Annotated in this window: 15 protein-coding genes; 7 read left to right on the top strand and 8 right to left on the bottom strand. The window is 63.7% G+C overall.

The window, feature by feature from the left end:
- Nucleotides 1-116 precede the first annotated feature (116 nt).
- Nucleotides 117-866, bottom strand: a complete 750-nt coding sequence (locus AB4099_RS25315; RefSeq protein WP_113517902.1) for an SDR family NAD(P)-dependent oxidoreductase — start codon at nt 864-866, stop codon at nt 117-119.
- A 424-nt stretch (nt 867-1,290) separates the two neighbouring features.
- On the opposite strand from AB4099_RS25315, the gene AB4099_RS25320 reads away from it, so the two are divergent.
- From AB4099_RS25320 to AB4099_RS25330, 3 genes are all read left to right on the top strand, one after another.
- Nucleotides 1,291-2,121, top strand: a complete 831-nt coding sequence (locus AB4099_RS25320) for an alpha/beta fold hydrolase (RefSeq protein WP_113517885.1) — start codon at nt 1,291-1,293, stop codon at nt 2,119-2,121.
- Nucleotides 2,122-2,292: 171 nt separating this feature from the next.
- Nucleotides 2,293-2,946 carry an HD domain-containing protein gene (locus AB4099_RS25325; protein ID WP_441480080.1) on the top strand — a complete coding sequence of 218 codons (654 nt, stop codon included), beginning with the start codon at nt 2,293-2,295 and terminating at the stop codon, nt 2,944-2,946.
- 42 nt (nt 2,947-2,988) lie between these two features.
- Nucleotides 2,989-3,759 (top strand): SDR family oxidoreductase, encoded by a 771-nt coding sequence (locus AB4099_RS25330; protein ID WP_113517887.1) that lies wholly within the window; start codon nt 2,989-2,991, stop codon nt 3,757-3,759.
- Nucleotides 3,760-4,016: 257 nt separating this feature from the next.
- On the opposite strand, the gene AB4099_RS25335 is transcribed toward AB4099_RS25330, so the two are convergent.
- From AB4099_RS25335 to AB4099_RS25350, 4 genes are all read right to left on the bottom strand, one after another.
- On the bottom strand, nt 4,017-6,089 hold the full coding sequence (locus AB4099_RS25335; protein WP_441480081.1) for a transglycosylase domain-containing protein: 2,073 nt from the start codon (nt 6,087-6,089) through the stop codon (nt 4,017-4,019).
- A gap of 253 nt (nt 6,090-6,342) precedes the next feature.
- Nucleotides 6,343-6,699: an HdeA/HdeB family chaperone gene (locus tag AB4099_RS25340; protein ID WP_441480082.1), complete on the bottom strand. Its 357-nt coding sequence runs from the start codon at nt 6,697-6,699 to the stop codon at nt 6,343-6,345.
- Nucleotides 6,700-6,883: 184 nt separating this feature from the next.
- Nucleotides 6,884-8,314 carry a DUF1254 domain-containing protein gene (locus AB4099_RS25345; RefSeq protein WP_441480083.1) on the bottom strand — a complete coding sequence of 477 codons (1,431 nt, stop codon included), beginning with the start codon at nt 8,312-8,314 and terminating at the stop codon, nt 6,884-6,886.
- Nucleotides 8,315-9,626: 1,312 nt separating this feature from the next.
- Complete coding sequence (locus AB4099_RS25350; RefSeq protein WP_441480084.1) at nt 9,627-11,429, bottom strand: mechanosensitive ion channel family protein; 1,803 nt, start codon at nt 11,427-11,429, stop codon at nt 9,627-9,629.
- Nucleotides 11,430-11,919: 490 nt separating this feature from the next.
- Between AB4099_RS25350 and AB4099_RS25355 the strand changes: the two genes are divergently transcribed.
- Nucleotides 11,920-12,117 (top strand): hypothetical protein, encoded by a 198-nt coding sequence (locus tag AB4099_RS25355; RefSeq protein ID WP_441480085.1) that lies wholly within the window; start codon nt 11,920-11,922, stop codon nt 12,115-12,117.
- Between the two features lie 36 nt (nt 12,118-12,153).
- Here AB4099_RS25355 and AB4099_RS25360 read toward each other — a convergent pair whose 3' ends face one another.
- The 3 genes from AB4099_RS25360 to AB4099_RS25370 all read right to left on the bottom strand — a co-directional run bounded on the left by AB4099_RS25360 (nt 12,154) and on the right by AB4099_RS25370 (nt 14,925).
- Complete coding sequence (locus AB4099_RS25360; RefSeq protein ID WP_441480086.1) at nt 12,154-13,056, bottom strand: PhzF family phenazine biosynthesis protein; 903 nt, start codon at nt 13,054-13,056, stop codon at nt 12,154-12,156.
- 202 nt (nt 13,057-13,258) lie between these two features.
- Nucleotides 13,259-14,137, bottom strand: coding sequence for a helix-turn-helix domain-containing protein (locus tag AB4099_RS25365; RefSeq protein ID WP_441480087.1), 879 nt, complete (start codon nt 14,135-14,137; stop codon nt 13,259-13,261).
- A gap of 191 nt (nt 14,138-14,328) precedes the next feature.
- Entirely contained in the window at nt 14,329-14,925 is a 597-nt protein-coding gene (locus tag AB4099_RS25370; RefSeq protein WP_441480088.1) for an IMPACT family protein, read from the bottom strand.
- Nucleotides 14,926-15,209: 284 nt separating this feature from the next.
- Between AB4099_RS25370 and AB4099_RS25375 the strand changes: the two genes are divergently transcribed.
- The 3 genes from AB4099_RS25375 to AB4099_RS25385 all read left to right on the top strand — a co-directional run bounded on the left by AB4099_RS25375 (nt 15,210) and on the right by AB4099_RS25385 (nt 17,404).
- Nucleotides 15,210-15,713 carry a hypothetical protein gene (locus AB4099_RS25375; RefSeq protein ID WP_113519209.1) on the top strand — a complete coding sequence of 168 codons (504 nt, stop codon included), beginning with the start codon at nt 15,210-15,212 and terminating at the stop codon, nt 15,711-15,713.
- A gap of 180 nt (nt 15,714-15,893) precedes the next feature.
- Nucleotides 15,894-16,814 carry a LysR family transcriptional regulator gene (locus AB4099_RS25380; protein ID WP_441480089.1) on the top strand — a complete coding sequence of 307 codons (921 nt, stop codon included), beginning with the start codon at nt 15,894-15,896 and terminating at the stop codon, nt 16,812-16,814.
- Nucleotides 16,815-16,981: 167 nt separating this feature from the next.
- Nucleotides 16,982-17,404, top strand: coding sequence for an organic hydroperoxide resistance protein (locus AB4099_RS25385; protein ID WP_441480090.1), 423 nt, complete (start codon nt 16,982-16,984; stop codon nt 17,402-17,404).
- The last annotated feature ends 29 nt before the right edge of the window (nt 17,405-17,433 follow it).

Genomic DNA, 17,433 nt, shown 5'->3' on the forward strand with positions numbered 1-17,433 from the left:
TTGGCGCGGCTGGAGCACCGGATTCGGTGCTCCAGAGCTCATGGTCACGGCGTGATGCCTCGCCAATGCGCCGGAATGGCTGGGCGAAGGAAACGGCATGGCGACCTCTCCTGAGATCAGGTCAGCGTGATGCCGCCATCGACGGCCAGGTTGACGCCGGTGATGAATTCCCCGTCGCCGGAGCAGAGAAAGAGAGCCGCCTGTGCGAGTTCTTCCGGCTTGCCCATCCGGCCGAACGGGATCATCCGGGCGGCCTGCTCCTCTACCTGCGCCTGCGTTTCCGGAGCGACGCCGAGCTTTCCAATAATCGGCGTATCGGTCGGGCCGGGGCTGAGCACGTTCACGCGGATGCGCCTGTCCTTAAGTTCCAGTGCCCAGTTGCGCGCAAACGCTTCGATTGCTGCCTTGCTGCCAGCGTAGACCGCGTGACCATCCAGCACCTTGCGGCTCGCGATTGAACTCGTCAGCAGGATCGCGCCGCCATCACGCAATAGCGGAGCGATCTTCTGAACGCCGAAAAACGTGCCGCGCGCATTGGTGAGGAATTGCGTGTCGTAGTCGGCGGCCGTCACGTTGAAGCTCGGCTGAATGCGGATGCTGCCCGCATTCGCCACATAGATGTCGACCTGTCTGAACCGATCGGAGACCAGCGCGGCGACACGTTCGTGCGTGGCGAGGTCGGCGACGTCACCTGCGAGGCCGGTCGCCTGAGACCCGAGGGCGGCGACGGCTTCGGTCACGGCGTCTTCTCGACGACCGATGATCAGCACCTTCGCACCTGCGGCTATGAACAGGCGCGCTGTCGCGAAGCCGATCCCGCTGTTGCCGCCGGTGATCACGGCGACCTTGTTCGACAATTTTCCCATGTGGATCTCCATTGATGATCCACAGTTGGGCCGCTCCTCGTCGAAATCAAAATATGCCGAAGTCGATATGATCTATACATTTGAATAGAGTGAATTGTCTTCGAGCGTATTGATCGTCGTTTCAGGAAGATGAAAAATAAATACGCCTCGAAAACCTGACGATCATACCGATATCGTCGCCGATTTGAGGTCGAAGTATCGGGGTTTCATGTCGAATCGAGCGCCCTGAGCATTTCGGTCCGCAACCAGTAACTGCGCCCTGGAGGCGCCAATGCCCAACAAAGCACTATCCAGTTCCACCGACCTCAGTCGGCGGGACCTCCTTTGCGGCGGCGCCGGCATAGCGGCGGTTGGCACGCTTCCGCTCCAGTCCTCCGCGCAGCCCGCCACCGTTTCCCCTCGCAATAGCAAAAGGAGCCGACGCATGAATTACGTTACAACGCGGGATGGCGTTGAGATTTTTTACAAGGACTGGGGCCCGAAATCGGCCCAGCCACTCGTCTTTCACCATGGCTGGCCGCTCAGCTCGGACGACTGGGACGCCCAGATGCTGTTCTTTCTGGCGCAAGGCTTCCGGGTCGTCGCTCACGACCGGCGCGGACACGGCCGTTCGAGCCAGGTCAGCGAGGGACATGATATGGACCACTACGCGGCCGACGCCGCGGCCGTCGTCGAACATCTCGACCTACGCAACGCGGTGCATATTGGACACTCCACCGGAGGCGGCGAGGCCACGCGCTACGTCGCGCGCCATGGCAGGAGCCGTGCCGCTAAGCTCGTTCTCATCGGCGCAGTCCCGCCGATCATGGTCAAGACCGAGCGGAACCCCGGCGGCCTGCCGATCGAAGTCTTCGATGGCCTTCGGAAGAGTCTCGCTGCCAATCGCAGCAAGTTCTACACCGATCTCGCAGCGGGGCCGTTCTACGGGTTCAATCGCGCTGGGGTCGAGACGGATGCCAGCGTCGTCCAGAACTGGTGGCGCCAGGGCATGATGGGAGCCGCCAAGGCTCACTACGAGGGCATCAAGGCCTTCTCCGAGACCGATTTCACCGAGGATCTCAAGGTCATCGAGGTTCCGGCTCTCGTCATGCATGGCGATGACGATCAGATCGTCCCGATCGGCGACAGCGCTCCGCTCTCGGCCAAGCTCCTGAAAAGGGCGACCCTGACGATCTACAACAAGTTCCCGCACGGCATGGCGACCATCCATGCGGATACGATCAACAGGGACATTCTTGCCTTCGTCCGAGGGTGACGCTCGCAGACGAGGCGGCGAATGAGGCCGCCTCGTCAGGTTTGCAGTCCACCGATCAGGTTCGACGGCTCGGACGCTGGTTGGTCAGTCATCGCATAGCGAAGCTGCGGCCTTCGAACCGACCGTTCGCTGACGACTCCTGGAATCCGTCACTCGAGGCCCTTGAAAGCCATGTCAGATATCCAAAAGGACCGTCGAATTCTGGCCGGCGTTTCCGTGCCGGACACCGAACTTGTGGCCAGCGCTCTCGCTTATGCGCGCCGGGCCTGCGAGCCCTACCTGTACAACCACGTTGTCCGTTCCTGGCTTTTCGCGGCTCTGCTGGGGCAGCTTCGGAATATTCATCACGACGAGGAAGTCGTCGCGGTCGGGACGCTCCTGCACGATGTCACGCTGAATGAGCGCTTCAACGGGCCGCGCCGGTTCGAAGTCGAAGGCGCCGATCTCGCGCGAGGCTTTGCCCGTCAGAGCGGTCTCGACGAGCGCCGCGCCCAGTTGATCTGGGACAGCGTCGCCCTCAACTCGACGCCGTCGATCGGCCTGTACAAGGAGGCTGAGGTTGCGCTCTGCACGGCGGGCATCTGCCTCGATGTCGTCGGGCTGCAATACGACGCGCTCCCGCCGGACGAGGTCCAGCAGATCCTCCTGGCCTATCCGAGGCTCGGGATGAAGCGGCTGATGACGCAGTGCTTCTGCCACATCGCCAGAACCCGCCCTGAAACCAGCTACGACAATTTCGTGCGTGATTTCGGCGAGCGGCTCGTCGCAGGCTACCGCGCGCCGTCATCGGTCGATTTTGTCGAGCGCGCGCCGTTCGACGAGTGACATGCTTCCGGGCAGGGAACGAGGCTATCAAGGAGACGGCGGATGAAGATCGTTGTGGTAGGCGGGACCGGCATGATCGGGTCCAAGCTCGTCGATGCGTTGGCCGGCCGTAGTCTCGAAATCGAAATCGCCTCGCCATCGCGCGGCGTCGATACGGTCACCGGAGAAGGCCTGGCCGAGGCGCTGTCCGGCGCGCGGGTAGTCGTGGACGTTTCCAACTCTCCAACCTTCGATCAGGACGTCGCTCTTGCTTTCTTCGAGGCCTCCGGACGGAACCTGCTCGCTGCCGAGGAGGTCGCCGGCGTCGAGCATCACGTCGTTCTCTCTGCCGTCGGGACCGATCGGCTGCCCGACAGCGGGTATTTCCGGGCCAAGATGATGCAGGAAGTGATGGTGAGAAGCGCAAACGTACCCTACACGATCGTGAGGTCGACGCCCTTCTTTGAATACATCAACGGAATCGTCGAGACAGCCGCGCAAGGAGATGCGCTTCGCATTTCGCCGGCCCTCATCCAGCCCATCGCAGGCGACGATGTCGCGCTGGCGCTGCGAGATGTCGTCCTAGGGCGCGCGCAGAACCGCGAGCTGGAGATCGTGGGGCCGGATCGTTTCCGTCTCGACGACCTCGCCCGGCAGATACTGACCGCGAACGAGGATCCGCGCCCGATCATTGCCGATCGCCAAGCGCTCTATTTCGGCGCGGTGCTGCGTGACGACAGTCTCATTCCGAGTGGTCATCCACGCTGTGCGCAAACGCGGTTCGAGGACTGGCTTCGGCTTTACGTGGCCCAGTCTCTCGCCCCAGCCAACTGAGGCCTCCGACAGCACCCGCCTCGCCGCTGAATATCGATCTGAACCGCCGGGAAGCGGACGTTCCGAACGTCAGCGATGGGCCAAACTTCGATCGCCGCCCCAATGGGCGGCGAATGACCGAATTGGGTCGGGAACGGAAGTCAGGCGAGACGATTGGCAATCTCTGCTTCCTGGCCGCCAGCCAGAGCCCGCCAGGGGCGCAGCCTTGGCGCGCGCCCGTGACGACAACGAGCGCGGCTGCGCCGAACAACTGGACCTCAGAGCCCGAACAGCCTCTCGAAGAAATTCTTCTGGCGCCTGGCGCGCTGCCGGGGTTGGCTCTTGCCGCTTTCATTGGCGTAGCGCAGATCCTGCCCGGCGCCGGCCACGCCCGCCAGGGCGACCGGCTTCTGGTCCTTGAGGGCGATCTTCATGAAATTGTGCCAGATGTCGGTTGGCAGGTTGCCGCCGGATACGCCCTTGGTGGGTGTGCTGTCGTCATTGCCGAGCCAGACGCCGGCAACCAGATTGCCGGTGAAGCCCACGAACCAGGCGTCCTTGTAGTCGTTGGTGGTGCCGCTCTTGCCGGCCATGGGCCAGCCGGGCATGCGCGCCCTTTGAGCCGTGCCGATGACGAAGACGTTGTGCAGCATCGCGTTCATCATCGCATCGGTGCCAGGATCGATGATCCGGCCCGCATCGTCCGGTGCCGGGCGGTTGAAGATTGGGCTGCCATCCGCAGCCTTCACCTCGGTGATCACGTAGGGCACAACCCCGAAGCCTCCGTTGGCGAAGCTGGCATAGGCGCCGACGAGCTCGAGCGGCGTGACTTCGGAAGTGCCGAGCGCGATCGTGGGGTCGGCCTGGAGCGGCGAGGCGATGCCCAGGCGCTGCGCCGTTTGCACGACTGACTGAGGACCGACCTCCATGATGAGCTTCACCGCCACCGTGTTGAGGGACAATGCGAGAGCATTGCGCAGGGTGATCGGCCCGCGATAGCCCCGGTCATAGTTCTCGGGCTTCCAGCCGTTGATGTTGACCGGCGAATCCGTGCGCAGGGTGTCCGGGCGAAGCCCTCGCTCGAGCGCCGTCAGATAGACGAAGGGCTTGAAGGCCGAGCCCGGCTGGCGGCGGGCGGAGGTTGCCCGGTTGAACTGGCTCGTCTCGTAGTTGCGGCCCCCCACCAGCGCTGTCACGGCCCCGTCCGGCCGCATCGCCACGAAGGCGCCCTGGCTCACATTGAATTTCTGGCCCTTGGCGTCGAGTTCGTCCACGAGCACCCGCTCGGCCGCCGCCTGCAGGGCTGGCTCGAGGGTGGTCGAGACCACGATGTCGGAATCGATGGCGCCGACGGTGTCGTCGAGCGCTTCCATCACGTAGTCGGCGGCATAATTGGCGGAGCCGGCCGCTTTGGGACGCACGATCTCGGCCGGTGCGCCAAGAGCCGTGCCGGCCATGTCGGGCGTGATGAAGTCGAGCTCCTTCATCGCCGCGATCACGCGTTCGGCGCGGGCCTGTGCGGCCTCGCGGTTGCGGCTGGGGGCCAGGCGCGACGGGGACTGGACGAGGCCGGCCAGCAGGGCGGCTTCCGAGAGCGACAGGTTGCGGGCCGACTTGCCGAAATAGCGCTGGGCCGCGGCCTCGACACCATAGGCGCCGGCGCCGAAATAGACCCGGTTGAGATAAAGTTCGAGAATCTGGTCCTTGCTGTAGCTGCGCTCCAGCCAGAGCGACAGGATCGCTTCCTGGATCTTGCGCGAGACCGTGCGCTCCTGGGTCAGGAACAGGTTCTTTGCGAGCTGCTGGGTCAGTGTCGAGCCGCCCTGGAGGCCTCCGTCATGGGTCAGATTGCGGTAGGCTGCGCGGAGGAGGCCCATCAGGTCGATGCCCCAATGGTCGTAGAAGCGCCGGTCCTCGATGGCGACGAAAGCCTTGGGCAGGACGGGCGGCAGCTCGCCCAAGGAGATTTCGCGGCCGCCGGTCTCGCCGCGATTGGCGAGAGGCGAGCCGTCGTTCGCCAGGATGGCGATGTTCGGGGGTCTTTTCGGCACCGTGAGCTGACTGAGCGGAGGCAGCTGCGAGGCGTAATAGGCGACGCCGCCACCCAGGACGATGACGCCACCCAGGCAGAGCGCGAGCCCGGAATAGGCGACCTTTCTCAGGAACGAGCCGCCGCCCGCGCGCCGAGCCTTCCCAGGCTGGCGCGACGCGTCATCTCTGGATTGAGAGGCCGGCCCGCGCGCCGTGGTCTCGCCCTCTCGATCCCTGGAGGAGGGGCGACAATCCAGCGCCTGCGCGTCCGACGCCAGCGTGTCGCCAACCGGCTCGCGCCGGTCAAATCCGTTCGCCACCAGTGGTCAGCCCCCAATCCGTGCAGCCGGTGCAATCGGGCGCTTCTGACATCGGGTCTTGGCGCAACTAAGACCAGGAGGTGAAGCCCCTCCGCGCAAGCGCGCTTCATCGTCGGGGAGGGGGGCGCCGACCGGTCGTTGAACGTGACGGCTCTTGGGAAGCCGTCGCTGGTTGCGTTGCGGGCCTGACGCCGACTGTCGTCAACGCCGGCTTCCGGAATCGTGATGTGGAGGATGAGGCTTCCGCGCGCGACTACGGCTTCATCTCGATCCCGAGCTTCGCGCGCATGTCCTTGAACACGACGGCGATCGCTTCGATGATCCGCTTGTCTTGATTGGCCTTGCAGTACTGAATGACCTCGTGCTCCGCTTCCTTCGCCCTCTTCACGTTGAGAAGGTGCTTGTGGGCGAGGCCGTTATACCAGCCGCTATACCAGGTCGTGAGCATATCGGCGTCTTCCTGGAAGGTTCCGGCCAGTTGAGCGCAGGTCATTTTCTGAACATCGATATAACCCTTGTCGTCGGCATAGGCGCTCAATGGGGTCTGAGCAATCACAGGCTGGATCAATGCCGACATCAGGATCGACGTAACGAGGACGTTGCGGATCATCTTAATTTATCCTTTTCTCAGGTTGAGCATTGCTATCTGCGCGAAATACTGTTTCGCGCAGATCGCGGAAGATGTGCTAAAGTATCAGGCCGAAAGAGGATTGCGGTTTCCTGCTGATGCAAGCACAAAGGGTTAGATTATTGGACTGGATACGATATCAGGTCCGATGATTGAGCTTGGACTCTCAGCCGATTTTTTGGACTGCTGGAATTGCCCATGTCCCGTTGATGATCGACGGGTCTGTCTCGCTCGGCCAATACATCCGCAGCATCAGGATGAAATCGCCGGGAGGTGCGGGAAGCCAATTCGACTCCTTGTCCTTCCCCGGTGAATCCTTCTGGATATAGAGATCCGTCGACCCGTCTGGATTTGCCTGCAAGTTTTGGCGCGGGCTGATCGAATATCGGTTGAGCGGGTTGTTCACGAAGAAGTACTGGTCGTCATACATCGTCATCGACCAGAACCCCTCGACGGGCGGCAAATGACCTTTGGCGAAACGCATGACATACGTGTTCGCCCCGTTGTATTTCTGTCCCTCGGCATCCGCCGTCGAGGTCGGGTAGACCGCGTCCTGGGGGCGGTTGGCGCCGAGTCCGATGGCGGTCACGAGAGCCCGCATCAAGTAGTCGGTGCCGTAGATTCCGGTTTTCGTCGTGAACGCCCAGCCGTTCTCGTTCTTGAGCGCCGTGTTGGTCTTGAACTGCTGCATGATCCTGTCGAACGCGATCTCCGGAACGCGCTTGGCGAAATCCGCCTTGAGCTTGCTCTCGTCAAAGTCCTGTCCCGGGACGATGCCGATGCGCGCGAACCTTGCGAGATGAGGCGCATCGGCGGCTGACGGCGGGTTCGTCTTCATCAGCTCGCAAAGCAGCTTGAAGTAGGACACCGCATCCATGCGATTGACCTGATCGCGCACGGCCGTCTTCATGTCGAGAGACGGATCGACCTTGCCCCGCGGCGGCGTGTAGGGCTTGCCGTATGCACTGAGCGGAACGAGCTTGCACTCGTCTTGCAGCTTGTGGACGGCAGCGTAGTCTTCCGGCGTGCCGGTGCAATAGATGCGGCCGAGCAGCCACACGATGCTGGTGAGCGATTTGTACTCCTTCACGCCCTCCGGCAGCGTGCCTTTCCAGCCCGGACCGGTGATCGCATAGGTCTGCGCTCCGGTGCCGGTCGTGCGTTTGCCCGGAACCTGGAACACCGTCGTCCAGCCGTCGAGCATCGGCATCACGGAATAGCGGCCCTTCATGTCGGGGATGCTGAGGACCCAGGGCTCCTTGCCGACATCGAAGAAGGCGGTTGTGTAGAGCGTGTCGGCGTTCGGCGCCGTGACGTCCTTGAACGAAGCGTCGGGGTAGTTGCGCAGCGTGATGAGATGCCCCATCGGCCCCCGCGTTCCCACGGGCTCGGCGACATTGGTCATGATCCGCCGGGTCATCTCCATCGTCACCAATGGGTATCCGAAAGTGTAGGCATCGGTCGCCAGCCAAAAATCCTCGAGACCGTCGCCAATGCCGTGAAAGGCCCCCTGCTGGGCGAGCGCTGAGCGAGCCATTGCCGTGCCGGCGAGCAAGGCGAATCCGCCAAGAGCAGTGGACCGACGAGTGATCTTCATGTGTGACTCCGTAAGTTGCGAAGGACCTGACGCGCTGCAAAGCTCAGGAGCGCGCCGTCATGCCGGCAATCGGCCCCTGCGTGAGCATGTCGTATTGATGGAGCGTGCCGCCGGCGCTCCTCATCATGACCCCTTTTGCCCGCCCAACCTCGATCGGCGCCCATGGCGGCACACCCAACGACGACGGCGGTTCCGTCGCGCCATCTCGCAAACCGCTGGGGGGTGAGTCTTGCCATTCCGCGCCAACGCAGCGGCTCAGTGGGAATCGCTCTTTTCGAGTTCTTGCGATGGAGCGTCCCGCCGTTGCCGGATCGCTGGCGACCCTGAGGCTCGCGATACAGCGTCGCGGACTTCGGTTGTCGCTTGGCGCAGACGGCGTCCTGGTCGGATTCAAGTCCTGGTCGGATTCAAAGAGTAAGCGGGCTGCGGGTGGTCTCGCGCGGAATGAACGCTCCCGCCATCTTCGTCCGGGCCTTGGCCCGCATTCCCGGAATCGTTCCGGGAAGAGCCGTTCGGTAAATATCGACCGGTCGCACATTTGTGGGGGCCCGCTAACCGGGCCCCGCTTCATGCTTCGTCAATGTCCGCTTCCGGACGGTGGTCCGGCGTCCGCAAAGGGTGGTGACAAGCAGACACTGGCGGCGCGCTCGAAAGCGGACCTCCCGAGCGAGAAAGCGGCACGCCTGAAATGGATCTGTTCCGAAAGCTCAGCGTCTTCGGAGCGATTGGAACAAGCTGCTTCGAGGCGGTGGCTCGTCGGCCAGGGCTTTGCTCTGTTTGCTCGCGCGTCCTGTTTCCGGGCAAGCGTCGAGAAGTGACCAACTCGGCTGTGGCCGGGTGAAACGACGTCCGGCAGCCTGGCCGATCCAAACCACGCGCCAATGACAAGACCGTGCCTCTGTGATCCAGCGTCAGCGTCGGCGTCTTCCCTGACGGGATCGGAAGAATGCCCAAGCGATTGACGTGAAATGGCAAGACCCGGCGATCCGGCAATGCGCGAAATGATCGGGACAGGTTTCGTCTGCTGATCGGACAGCGATCGATGGGATGAAGGCTTCGACGATCAGGCCGTGCCGACAGGTCGAAGCCCCGCCCGACATTCGCCCGGAGTCCGGTTGCCTGACGGCCGGAGGATCGATGGAGGGCGGTATGGCTGAGATCGCGATGGTCGCCATGGGATCGGTTGTCTATTCGCTGACCTGCTGGGTCGCTCTTGCGCCTCGTCGCAGATGAGCGGCCAGGGTTTCGGCTTGGACCCGTCCCTTTGGCCGCAATGTCCCGATGCCCGGTGAACGCAGTCGGACAGCCAGGCTCACCCATCCATCTGCGGTACATGAAGGGGCTTGGGCACCAGTTTGATGCCGTTCTCCGCCAGCGTGATCCGCACCTTGGACAGGATCGCCTTGCGGATCTGGAACTGACGCCCGGCCCGGGCCTTGTATTTGGCGCGGATCACCAGAGTGCCTTCCTCGAGCGCTGCAATGCCCTGGCTCTTGAACGGCTCGAGCAGATCGGGGTTCAGGTCCGGATCCGCTTCGATCTCCTGCCCGATCTTCTTGAACAGTTTTCGCACCGCTTCGACATCGGTGTCCAAGGCAACCCGGAACATCATCTTCTCGATGACCCATTCGCGGCTGAAATTCTGAATCTTCCCGATCTGCCCGAAGGGGATCGTCGCAACCGGACCACGCGGGTGCCTGAGGGAGACCGATCGCAGCGAAATTCTCTCGACGGTGCCCTTGGCTCCGGAGGTCTCGATATATTCGCCCTGGCGGAAGGCATCGTCGACGAGGAAGAACAGACCGGCCACCACATCCTTGACCAGGGTCTGGGAGCCCAGCCCGATCGCCAGGCCGAAGATCGAGAGCCCGGTGATCAGCGGCCAGACATTGATGCCCAGCATGACCAGGACGGTCAGCGCCCCCAGCGTCAGAAGCGCGGCCTTGGTGAGGCCCACGAGCAATGGGCCGACGGTGGTGAGCCGCGTGCCGATCATGGCGGTGGGGACCTGCGGATCGCCAGGCGTTTGAGGCCTGATGCGCGCGGCCATGATGGCCACCCAGTTCCAGCAGAAGGCAATGACCAGCACGAGCATCAGGATCTCGCCCGCTTTCATCAGGACAGTGCCCCGCGGAATGCCGACGACATCCAGAATCGGCAGGAGCCAGAGCGTGGCCAACACCGCGAGAATCGATGCGGCGACGACTATGCGGAAGGTGCGCCACAGCGCGCCGGTCAGTTCGCCTCCCTGCGATCGAACCGCCTGCCAGCCGCGTCTTTCGATGGCGACGTCGAGATGAGGCCCGGCGAGAACCAGAAGAAGCGAAAGCAGCAACAATCCGCCCCGCGTCGGCCTTCCGATCGTCAGGTCGAGTTGGATGAAGAGGAAGGCGGCTATGACAACCGCCACCACGAGCCCAGGCCAGAGTGCAGCCAGCTTCCGGCGGAGCGATCCTGCCCTGCTGCCGAAGGACAGAACCCTGGTCACCAGCCCGCGATGACGAAGATACGCCGCTGCGACCAGAATGGTGAACGGCAAGGACACCGCGAATGTTGCGAAGAGATCGCGTAGCGGATCAGCCGCATTCCATACGCGCAGACAGGCAAGGACCACCAGGCCGCCGGCCGCGATGCCGATGGCGACCGCGAGATCGCGTCGCCAACGCCAGAAGATCGACCTGCGACCTGTGCTCAATGGGAAACAGATCATTGTCGCCAGGGCCGAGATCACGACGCAGTTCAGCAAGGCGCGGCGGAGCACCGGATCGGTGACGAGACTGAGGAGCAGCACCCAGGACGCCGCCACCACGAGCAAGGCGGATGCGAACCAGGCGGCCGCCGACAGAAGCGGCCTGGCCTTCACTCTGCCGATGATTGTGCTGGCCAAAGCTGCCGTTGCCGCAGCGGCAGTCAGGCAAACCGCGACAATGCCGAGTGCCAGCAGCGCGGGACTATAGCCAGCGGTTTCGAGACCTTGGATGAAATCATGCCACGCAGTACGGGAAGAGAGCCAGCCTGACAGCCTTGTCGTCAGACCGTTCTCGATCAGCGTGGAGAACCGATGGAGCATCCCGGATGCAGCCTCGAGCTCGTCGGTCCTTGAATCAGCAGCCATGGTCTCGGTCTCGCGTAGCAGTCGACGACACTCGTCTGTCCACGCCAAACGGTTGTCCGGCATGGAGAACGTTTTGGACGCCTTGCAGGGGAGAGGCGCCCCGATATGGCCCGGACAAAGCTGCGGCCTCGGCGGCGCAATCTGGCATTGGGCTTGCCCCCTTCGCCTAGCGCGGGGTCTGCTTGCTGTCGAGCCTGGCAGCCACCGCGCAGGAGACAGTGTCGGCGGACCGCGGAAAGGGGAGATCGCGCTTCGTTGCGCCTGACATTGCTGCTTGTCCCCCGCCTTGCCCGCCGCTCCGGAACCTGCGTGAGCGCTCCGGCTCGCGGCCGCACGCGATCGCGGCTGGATCGGCCGCCGAATCCGTTGCGCGCATTTCGTGCACGGGCAGCCAGCCCGTCTTGCCATTTCGCGCCAAGCGCGACCTTGTTCACCGCCTGCGGCGATGCGCATCCGGTCGAGCTGATCCAGATGATGGAGCAGAAGGTCCATGGCGCGCGTTCGATCACGGCAGCAAATCCCGCGCATCCGGCGCAGGGCTCGCGCCGAGCATGGGGCGATGATCGCGGCGCTCGATGCCGGCGACCGGGCCGGGCGGGTGCAGCTCTGCCGCGACCATCCCGGCCCCTCGCGCGTCGCCTCTATCGCCGCAGTCGAGCAGCGGCAGGGCCGCGATCAGGCGCGATAGGGTGGTTCGACCTGGGGAATCGTCGGCGCGAAACCTCTAGACGGCAGGGCGCTCGCTGCCCTGATGCAATTCGTGCGGCTCCATTGGCTTGACGGAGCCTCCGAGAAGGCAGCCGACAGGCCTATCATCCGCAAATCCCAGGCGCACGCCGATCTCGGACAGGGAACCCATGGCGCGCCCTTGAAGAATGGTGATGCGCTGGCTGTCGCGGCCCACCAGCCCGTTTCCAAGCAAGCCGAAGGCCAGGGCCGCAGCCGCGATGCCGGTTGCTGCATCCTCGGGATAGCCCGAGGATTTGGGGAATTGCCTCGCCTCGAAACGCTGCGCGCCCCGATCGTCGATCGCGTAGGGATACAGGCCCGTGGAGCCGATGCGCCCGCAGCAGTCTTCCGTCCGCCTCATGTTCGACGAGAGGCCATTCAGAAGCGCGGTGCTCTTCATCGGAATGAGGGTCTTGACGCGCGATGTCACCGCATTCTGGATGGGAAGGTCGAGCAGATCACGGCGCGAGAGGTCGAGGGTCGACAGAACCTCCTCCTCCTCGGCCGCAGTCAGGTCGACGACCTTGCCGGCGGGCTGGCTGATCTGGACCGACGGGTCATCGGGATCCGTCAGATCGACATAGCCGGTCACCGGTCCGCTGCGCGTCTCGATGCGCACCTGATCGGCACCGAGCCTGCCAGCCATGGCCAGGCACCAAAGGGCACCGATCGTGGCGTGCCCGCACATTTCCATCTCGTGGCGCGGCACCCAGAAGCGGAAGGCATGATCGAAATCGACACTCGACCCCGGCAGGACGAAGCCGGATTCGTGGCCGAAGCGCTCGGCCACCGCCTGCATTCTTTCGTCCGGCCATCCCGACGCGTCGATCGCAATCGGGCAAGGATTCCCGCCGCTTCCCCTATGGGTGAAGACGTTGACAAGTCTGATGTCGTTCATCGACGCTGCCCGGATCACGTCAGGGACGGCGCAAAGGCGTCGACGGCGGCAGTCCCGGAGCCGACCGGAAACGTCCTCGTCAGATCCGAACAGATGACGAAGTCTTTTGAGTGAGCGGCCTGCATCGCATGTCCTCGCCTGGCTCTTGAAGCGTCCGGCCAGGATAAGGGGCGGGGCGGCCCCTTGCGCGACCGAGCGGGCCTCAAGGTTTGTCGGATCGGGCCAAGTCCCGGCGCGCGGTCGTCGGCGTCAGACCGGTCAGGCGCTTCATCGCCCGCGCGAGGGCGGAGCCGGATTCGAAGCCGACACGCCAGGCGATCTCGCCAATGGGAAGCGTGGTCTCGACCAACAGCTCCTGCGCCTGCCTGATCCGCACATGGTCCTGGAAGGTGGCGATCGAGAAGCCTGTCTTGTCGCGGAACAAGCGGGTTGCATGGCGTCTGGACAAGCCGAACCGATCGGCGACGAGGTCGAGCGGCAGGTCCTTGCTGGCGTTCTGGCTGATGAACGACTTGATCTCCGAAACGAGCATCTCGCCATGACCCTCCGGGCGCGCCCCGGACAGTTCATCGCTTCGCTCGATCTGCGCGAGGCAATTGATCAGCAATGCCGCAGCGAGGTGGCTGCGCGTGACCTGCGCAACTCTGTCGTCGGCGTGTCCACTCTGGCACAGCCCGCGAAGCGACCGGATCTCGGACGTCATCGCGAAAACGCCTGTTCGTCCGAGCTTGCCGCGCACACGGTTCAACGAGCCGATGCGAGCCTCGATCCTCGCCAGTTGTCCATCTGCGGCGTAGATCGCCACATGGTGATGGACCGGCCGGGCTGCCGAGGTCTGGTGCGCGAGGCCCGGCGGAACCACCACGAAACGGTCCTCGCTCAGCCAGGCACCGGATTGTCTGGTCTCGTCGCGGAAATCGACCGCTCCGACATGCGGCAGGAATATCATCAGGCAGTCGTGCCAATGCCACGGCATGCGGTATTCGGAGCCGCCGCCCATCAGCGTCAATTGCTCCTGGCCATCGGCAAGCAGCGCGCCCACCGCGGAGGTATCCCGAAGCTGTTGGATCGACCGGAGCATGTTTGCATGCCTAGCATCCGCATCGAGATCAGAACATCATCCATTCTCGAGGCAGGCCGCGCGCTGGGCGGGTTTCGAGCAGGGGCGCCCATCCCAAGCTGGCGCGATGTCGCTGGGTTCGACCGGCTCTCCCGAGAACCGCAATCCAGTTTTCGGGCCGATGCTTGAGCGTCCGCCCGGAGATCGAGAACCTATTCGTCCCATCTGACCACCGCGCGTCCGCTGGTGACATCCCTTACCAGTTGGGAGACCAGATCGACCTCCAGCTTTGGAACGGACACCGACAGCTCGGCGCCGGTATCTGTGAATGCCTGATCGCGCACCTGCACCCCCGGTCGCTCGGCAAGCCGCGCCTGGACGCGCGCCAGATCGCCGAACGCACAGGTGATCATCGCCGAGGCCGCCTCTATCAGCGCCGTCTTCTCGGCTCCGCGCAGGCAGAGGGCGGCCGTGCCGCCGTAGGCGCGGATCAAGCCGCCGCTGCCGAGCAGGACCCCGCCAAACCAGCGCGTCACGACAACCGCGACACCGTCCAGCGCTTGCCCGTCGATGGCCGCGAGAATCGGCTTTCCCGCGGTGCCGCTCGGTTCTCCGTCATCGTTGAACCGATAGCCCTGTCCGCAACGCCACGCCCAGCAATTGTGATTGGCCGCCGGGTCGGAGTGAGCAGCGATGAACGCCTTGGCCGCTGCCTCATCCGCAACGGGACCGGCCGTCGCGATGAAGCGGCTCTTCTTGATCTCTTGCCGGAATGAGCTGAGCCCAAGGAGTGTGAAGCGGTTTTCCATGCGCCCATGTAAGACAAGTGCCGGGAGAACCCGCCCTTTTCAGACCATGCCGTCGGTCGGACAGGGCAGGGGAATTCAGGTGCTCTATGAAGGAGCCTTGAGCGGCTGGGAAGGCCCATGCCGGTCCTGGCGATGCCGGATGCAGGTCGTCGCCGCAAATGGAGTATTGAGACTCGATTGTCCGGCCCGCGCATATGTTGCGATGTGCGAGAAGGGCGTGGTTTGCTGACGGTCCCGCAATGCCGTCGATTCCACGCAAACGACCTTCTCTTCGCGGAGGGGCCATGTCCCGGGCCATTCTGAAAGGCGCAGTCACTGGTCTTGCGGTCATCGGCTTGGCATGGGGCGGCTATTGGCTGATGAACCGCAGCCTGCAAAGAGGCACTGTGCCTCAGAAGCTTCAAACGGGGTGGTTCTACGCCAGAGGTCTCTGCTCAAGCTTCCTCGGTCATCAAGGGGCATTTGCTTTCAGCCTGAGCGAGCAAAGCGTCGCAGCGATCAAGTCGAAGGGCATCGACTTCTTCGTCGACATCGACAATCCCGACAGTCAGGCAACCAGGCCCTATTTCAGGGGCGGGTGGAAGGAGACGCCTGTCCCTGCAGCGTTCTTCTCGGATGGACTGCCGCCGAACCTGCAGTGTGGTCAGGAGCATGCGTGGCTTTGGCCGCAGGGGATACCGGACGCACTGAAGCGACCAGGCAGTTTCTACCAGGAGTCCGGGACCGCGCGTCTCCTTTTCGTCCTGCCCGAACTTGGGCTGATCGTGGGCAGTGTGTCCGATCGATAGGTCCAACCAAGCGCCTGTTCGTGCCGCCGTCGCCTCAATCACCACACCCATGGCAGCAAGGCTGACCGCGCGTTAGACTGAACCCGGCCGATCGATCGGGCTGGCCCAGGCCGGTACCAAGGATCGGACCGGTGTCGCGGACAGAGTGTCTATCGCCGGCGCAAAGGAGTGTGGGGCCTGATGGACCGCTTCGATGCGATGCAGGTTTTTCTGGCGGTCGTCGACGCCGGCAGCTTGTCGGCGGGAAGCCGCAAGCTGAACGCACCGCTGCCGAGCGTCAGTCGGAAAGTCGCGGAGCTCGAGCGCCATCTCGGCACGCGCCTGCTCGTCCGGACCAGCCGGAATGTCCAGCTCACCGATGCGGGGCGCGACTATGTCGATGCGGCGCGCCAGATCATCGCGCAAATCGAGAACGCCGAGCTGCGGGCATCGGGCGAATACGAGACGCCGAGGGGCGTGCTGACGATCACCGTGCCGATCGCATTCGGCCACGACCATGTGCTGCCGCTCACCTACGACTTCCTCTGCGAACATCCTGAGATCACGCTGAACGTGCTGTCCGTCGATCGCATCGTGAACCTCGTCGAGGAGCACGTCGATGTCGGCGTGCGATTGGGCGAGCTTGCCGATAGTTCGTTCTACGCGGTCAAGGTCGGCGATTTCGGTTTCGTGACATGCGCCAGCCCGGCCTATCTGGCGCGCAAGGGGCGCCCGTCGAGCCCGGAGCACCTTGTCGACCATGACGGCGTCGTCTTCGGCGAGATCACCGAGCCAGGCTGGATCTATCGGCAGAAGGACCGCAGGCTGGAAGGCAAACCCACCATTCGGGTGTCCGCCAATACGGTCACCGCGACCGTCACCGCCGCCGCGCGCGGGGTCGGCATCATTCGCGCGCCTCTCTATCAGGTCGCCAGAGAGCTACAGTCGGGTGCCCTTGTCACATTGTTCGACGCGTATGAGAGCCAGTCCTTTCCCGTTCACCTGGTCTATGCCCGGCAGGGCCTCTTGCCGCTGAAAGTGCGCGTGTTCATCGATTGGATGGCGCCACGATTGAGGCGGCGCTTGCAGGAACTCGCTGCGTTCAGGCCAGCGGGAGAGTAAGCGCAGGGATAGCGCGCCGATCGTTGGCCGCTCGCCAGCAGGCGAAACCGGCGTGGCATCGTCCATATCGGCACGTGAGAGGCTGCCTATCGCTTTGACGATCTGCTGCCGAACTGAAGCCTCCTCTACGTATTGGCAACCCCGAATACAAAGACAGGAGCTTCGCTATGACGACCAAGACTCTCTTCACCGCGCAGGTCCACACCGTCGGAGGCCGCGAGGGCTGGGCGAAGAGTTCGGACGGCCAGCTCGACGTCAAGTTGTCGGTGCCCGGCTCGAACCGTCCCGGCACCAATCCCGAGCAGCTCTTCGCGGCCGGCTGGTCCGCCTGCTTCGAGGGCGCGCTGGCACACGCAGCCCGGGAACGGGGCGTCAGGCTGCCGCCCGAGACGGCTGTCGATGCCGAGGTGAACCTGTCGCTTGACGATGCGGAAGGCTATTTCCTGACCGCCCGCCTGAATGTCAGCATCCCCGGCCTCGCCGATGACATCGCGCAGCAGCTGGTCGAGCGCGCGCATGCGACCTGCCCCTATTCGAAGATGACCCGCAACGGGATCGACGCCCGCGTCGCGCTCGCCGTCGCCGCCTGACCCCATCCAGATGCCGCGGCGCGGATGGC

Origin of the sequence: Allobosea sp. 2KB_26 (assembly GCF_052115715.1) — a bacterium.
Classification (GTDB): domain Bacteria; phylum Pseudomonadota; class Alphaproteobacteria; order Rhizobiales; family Beijerinckiaceae; genus Allobosea.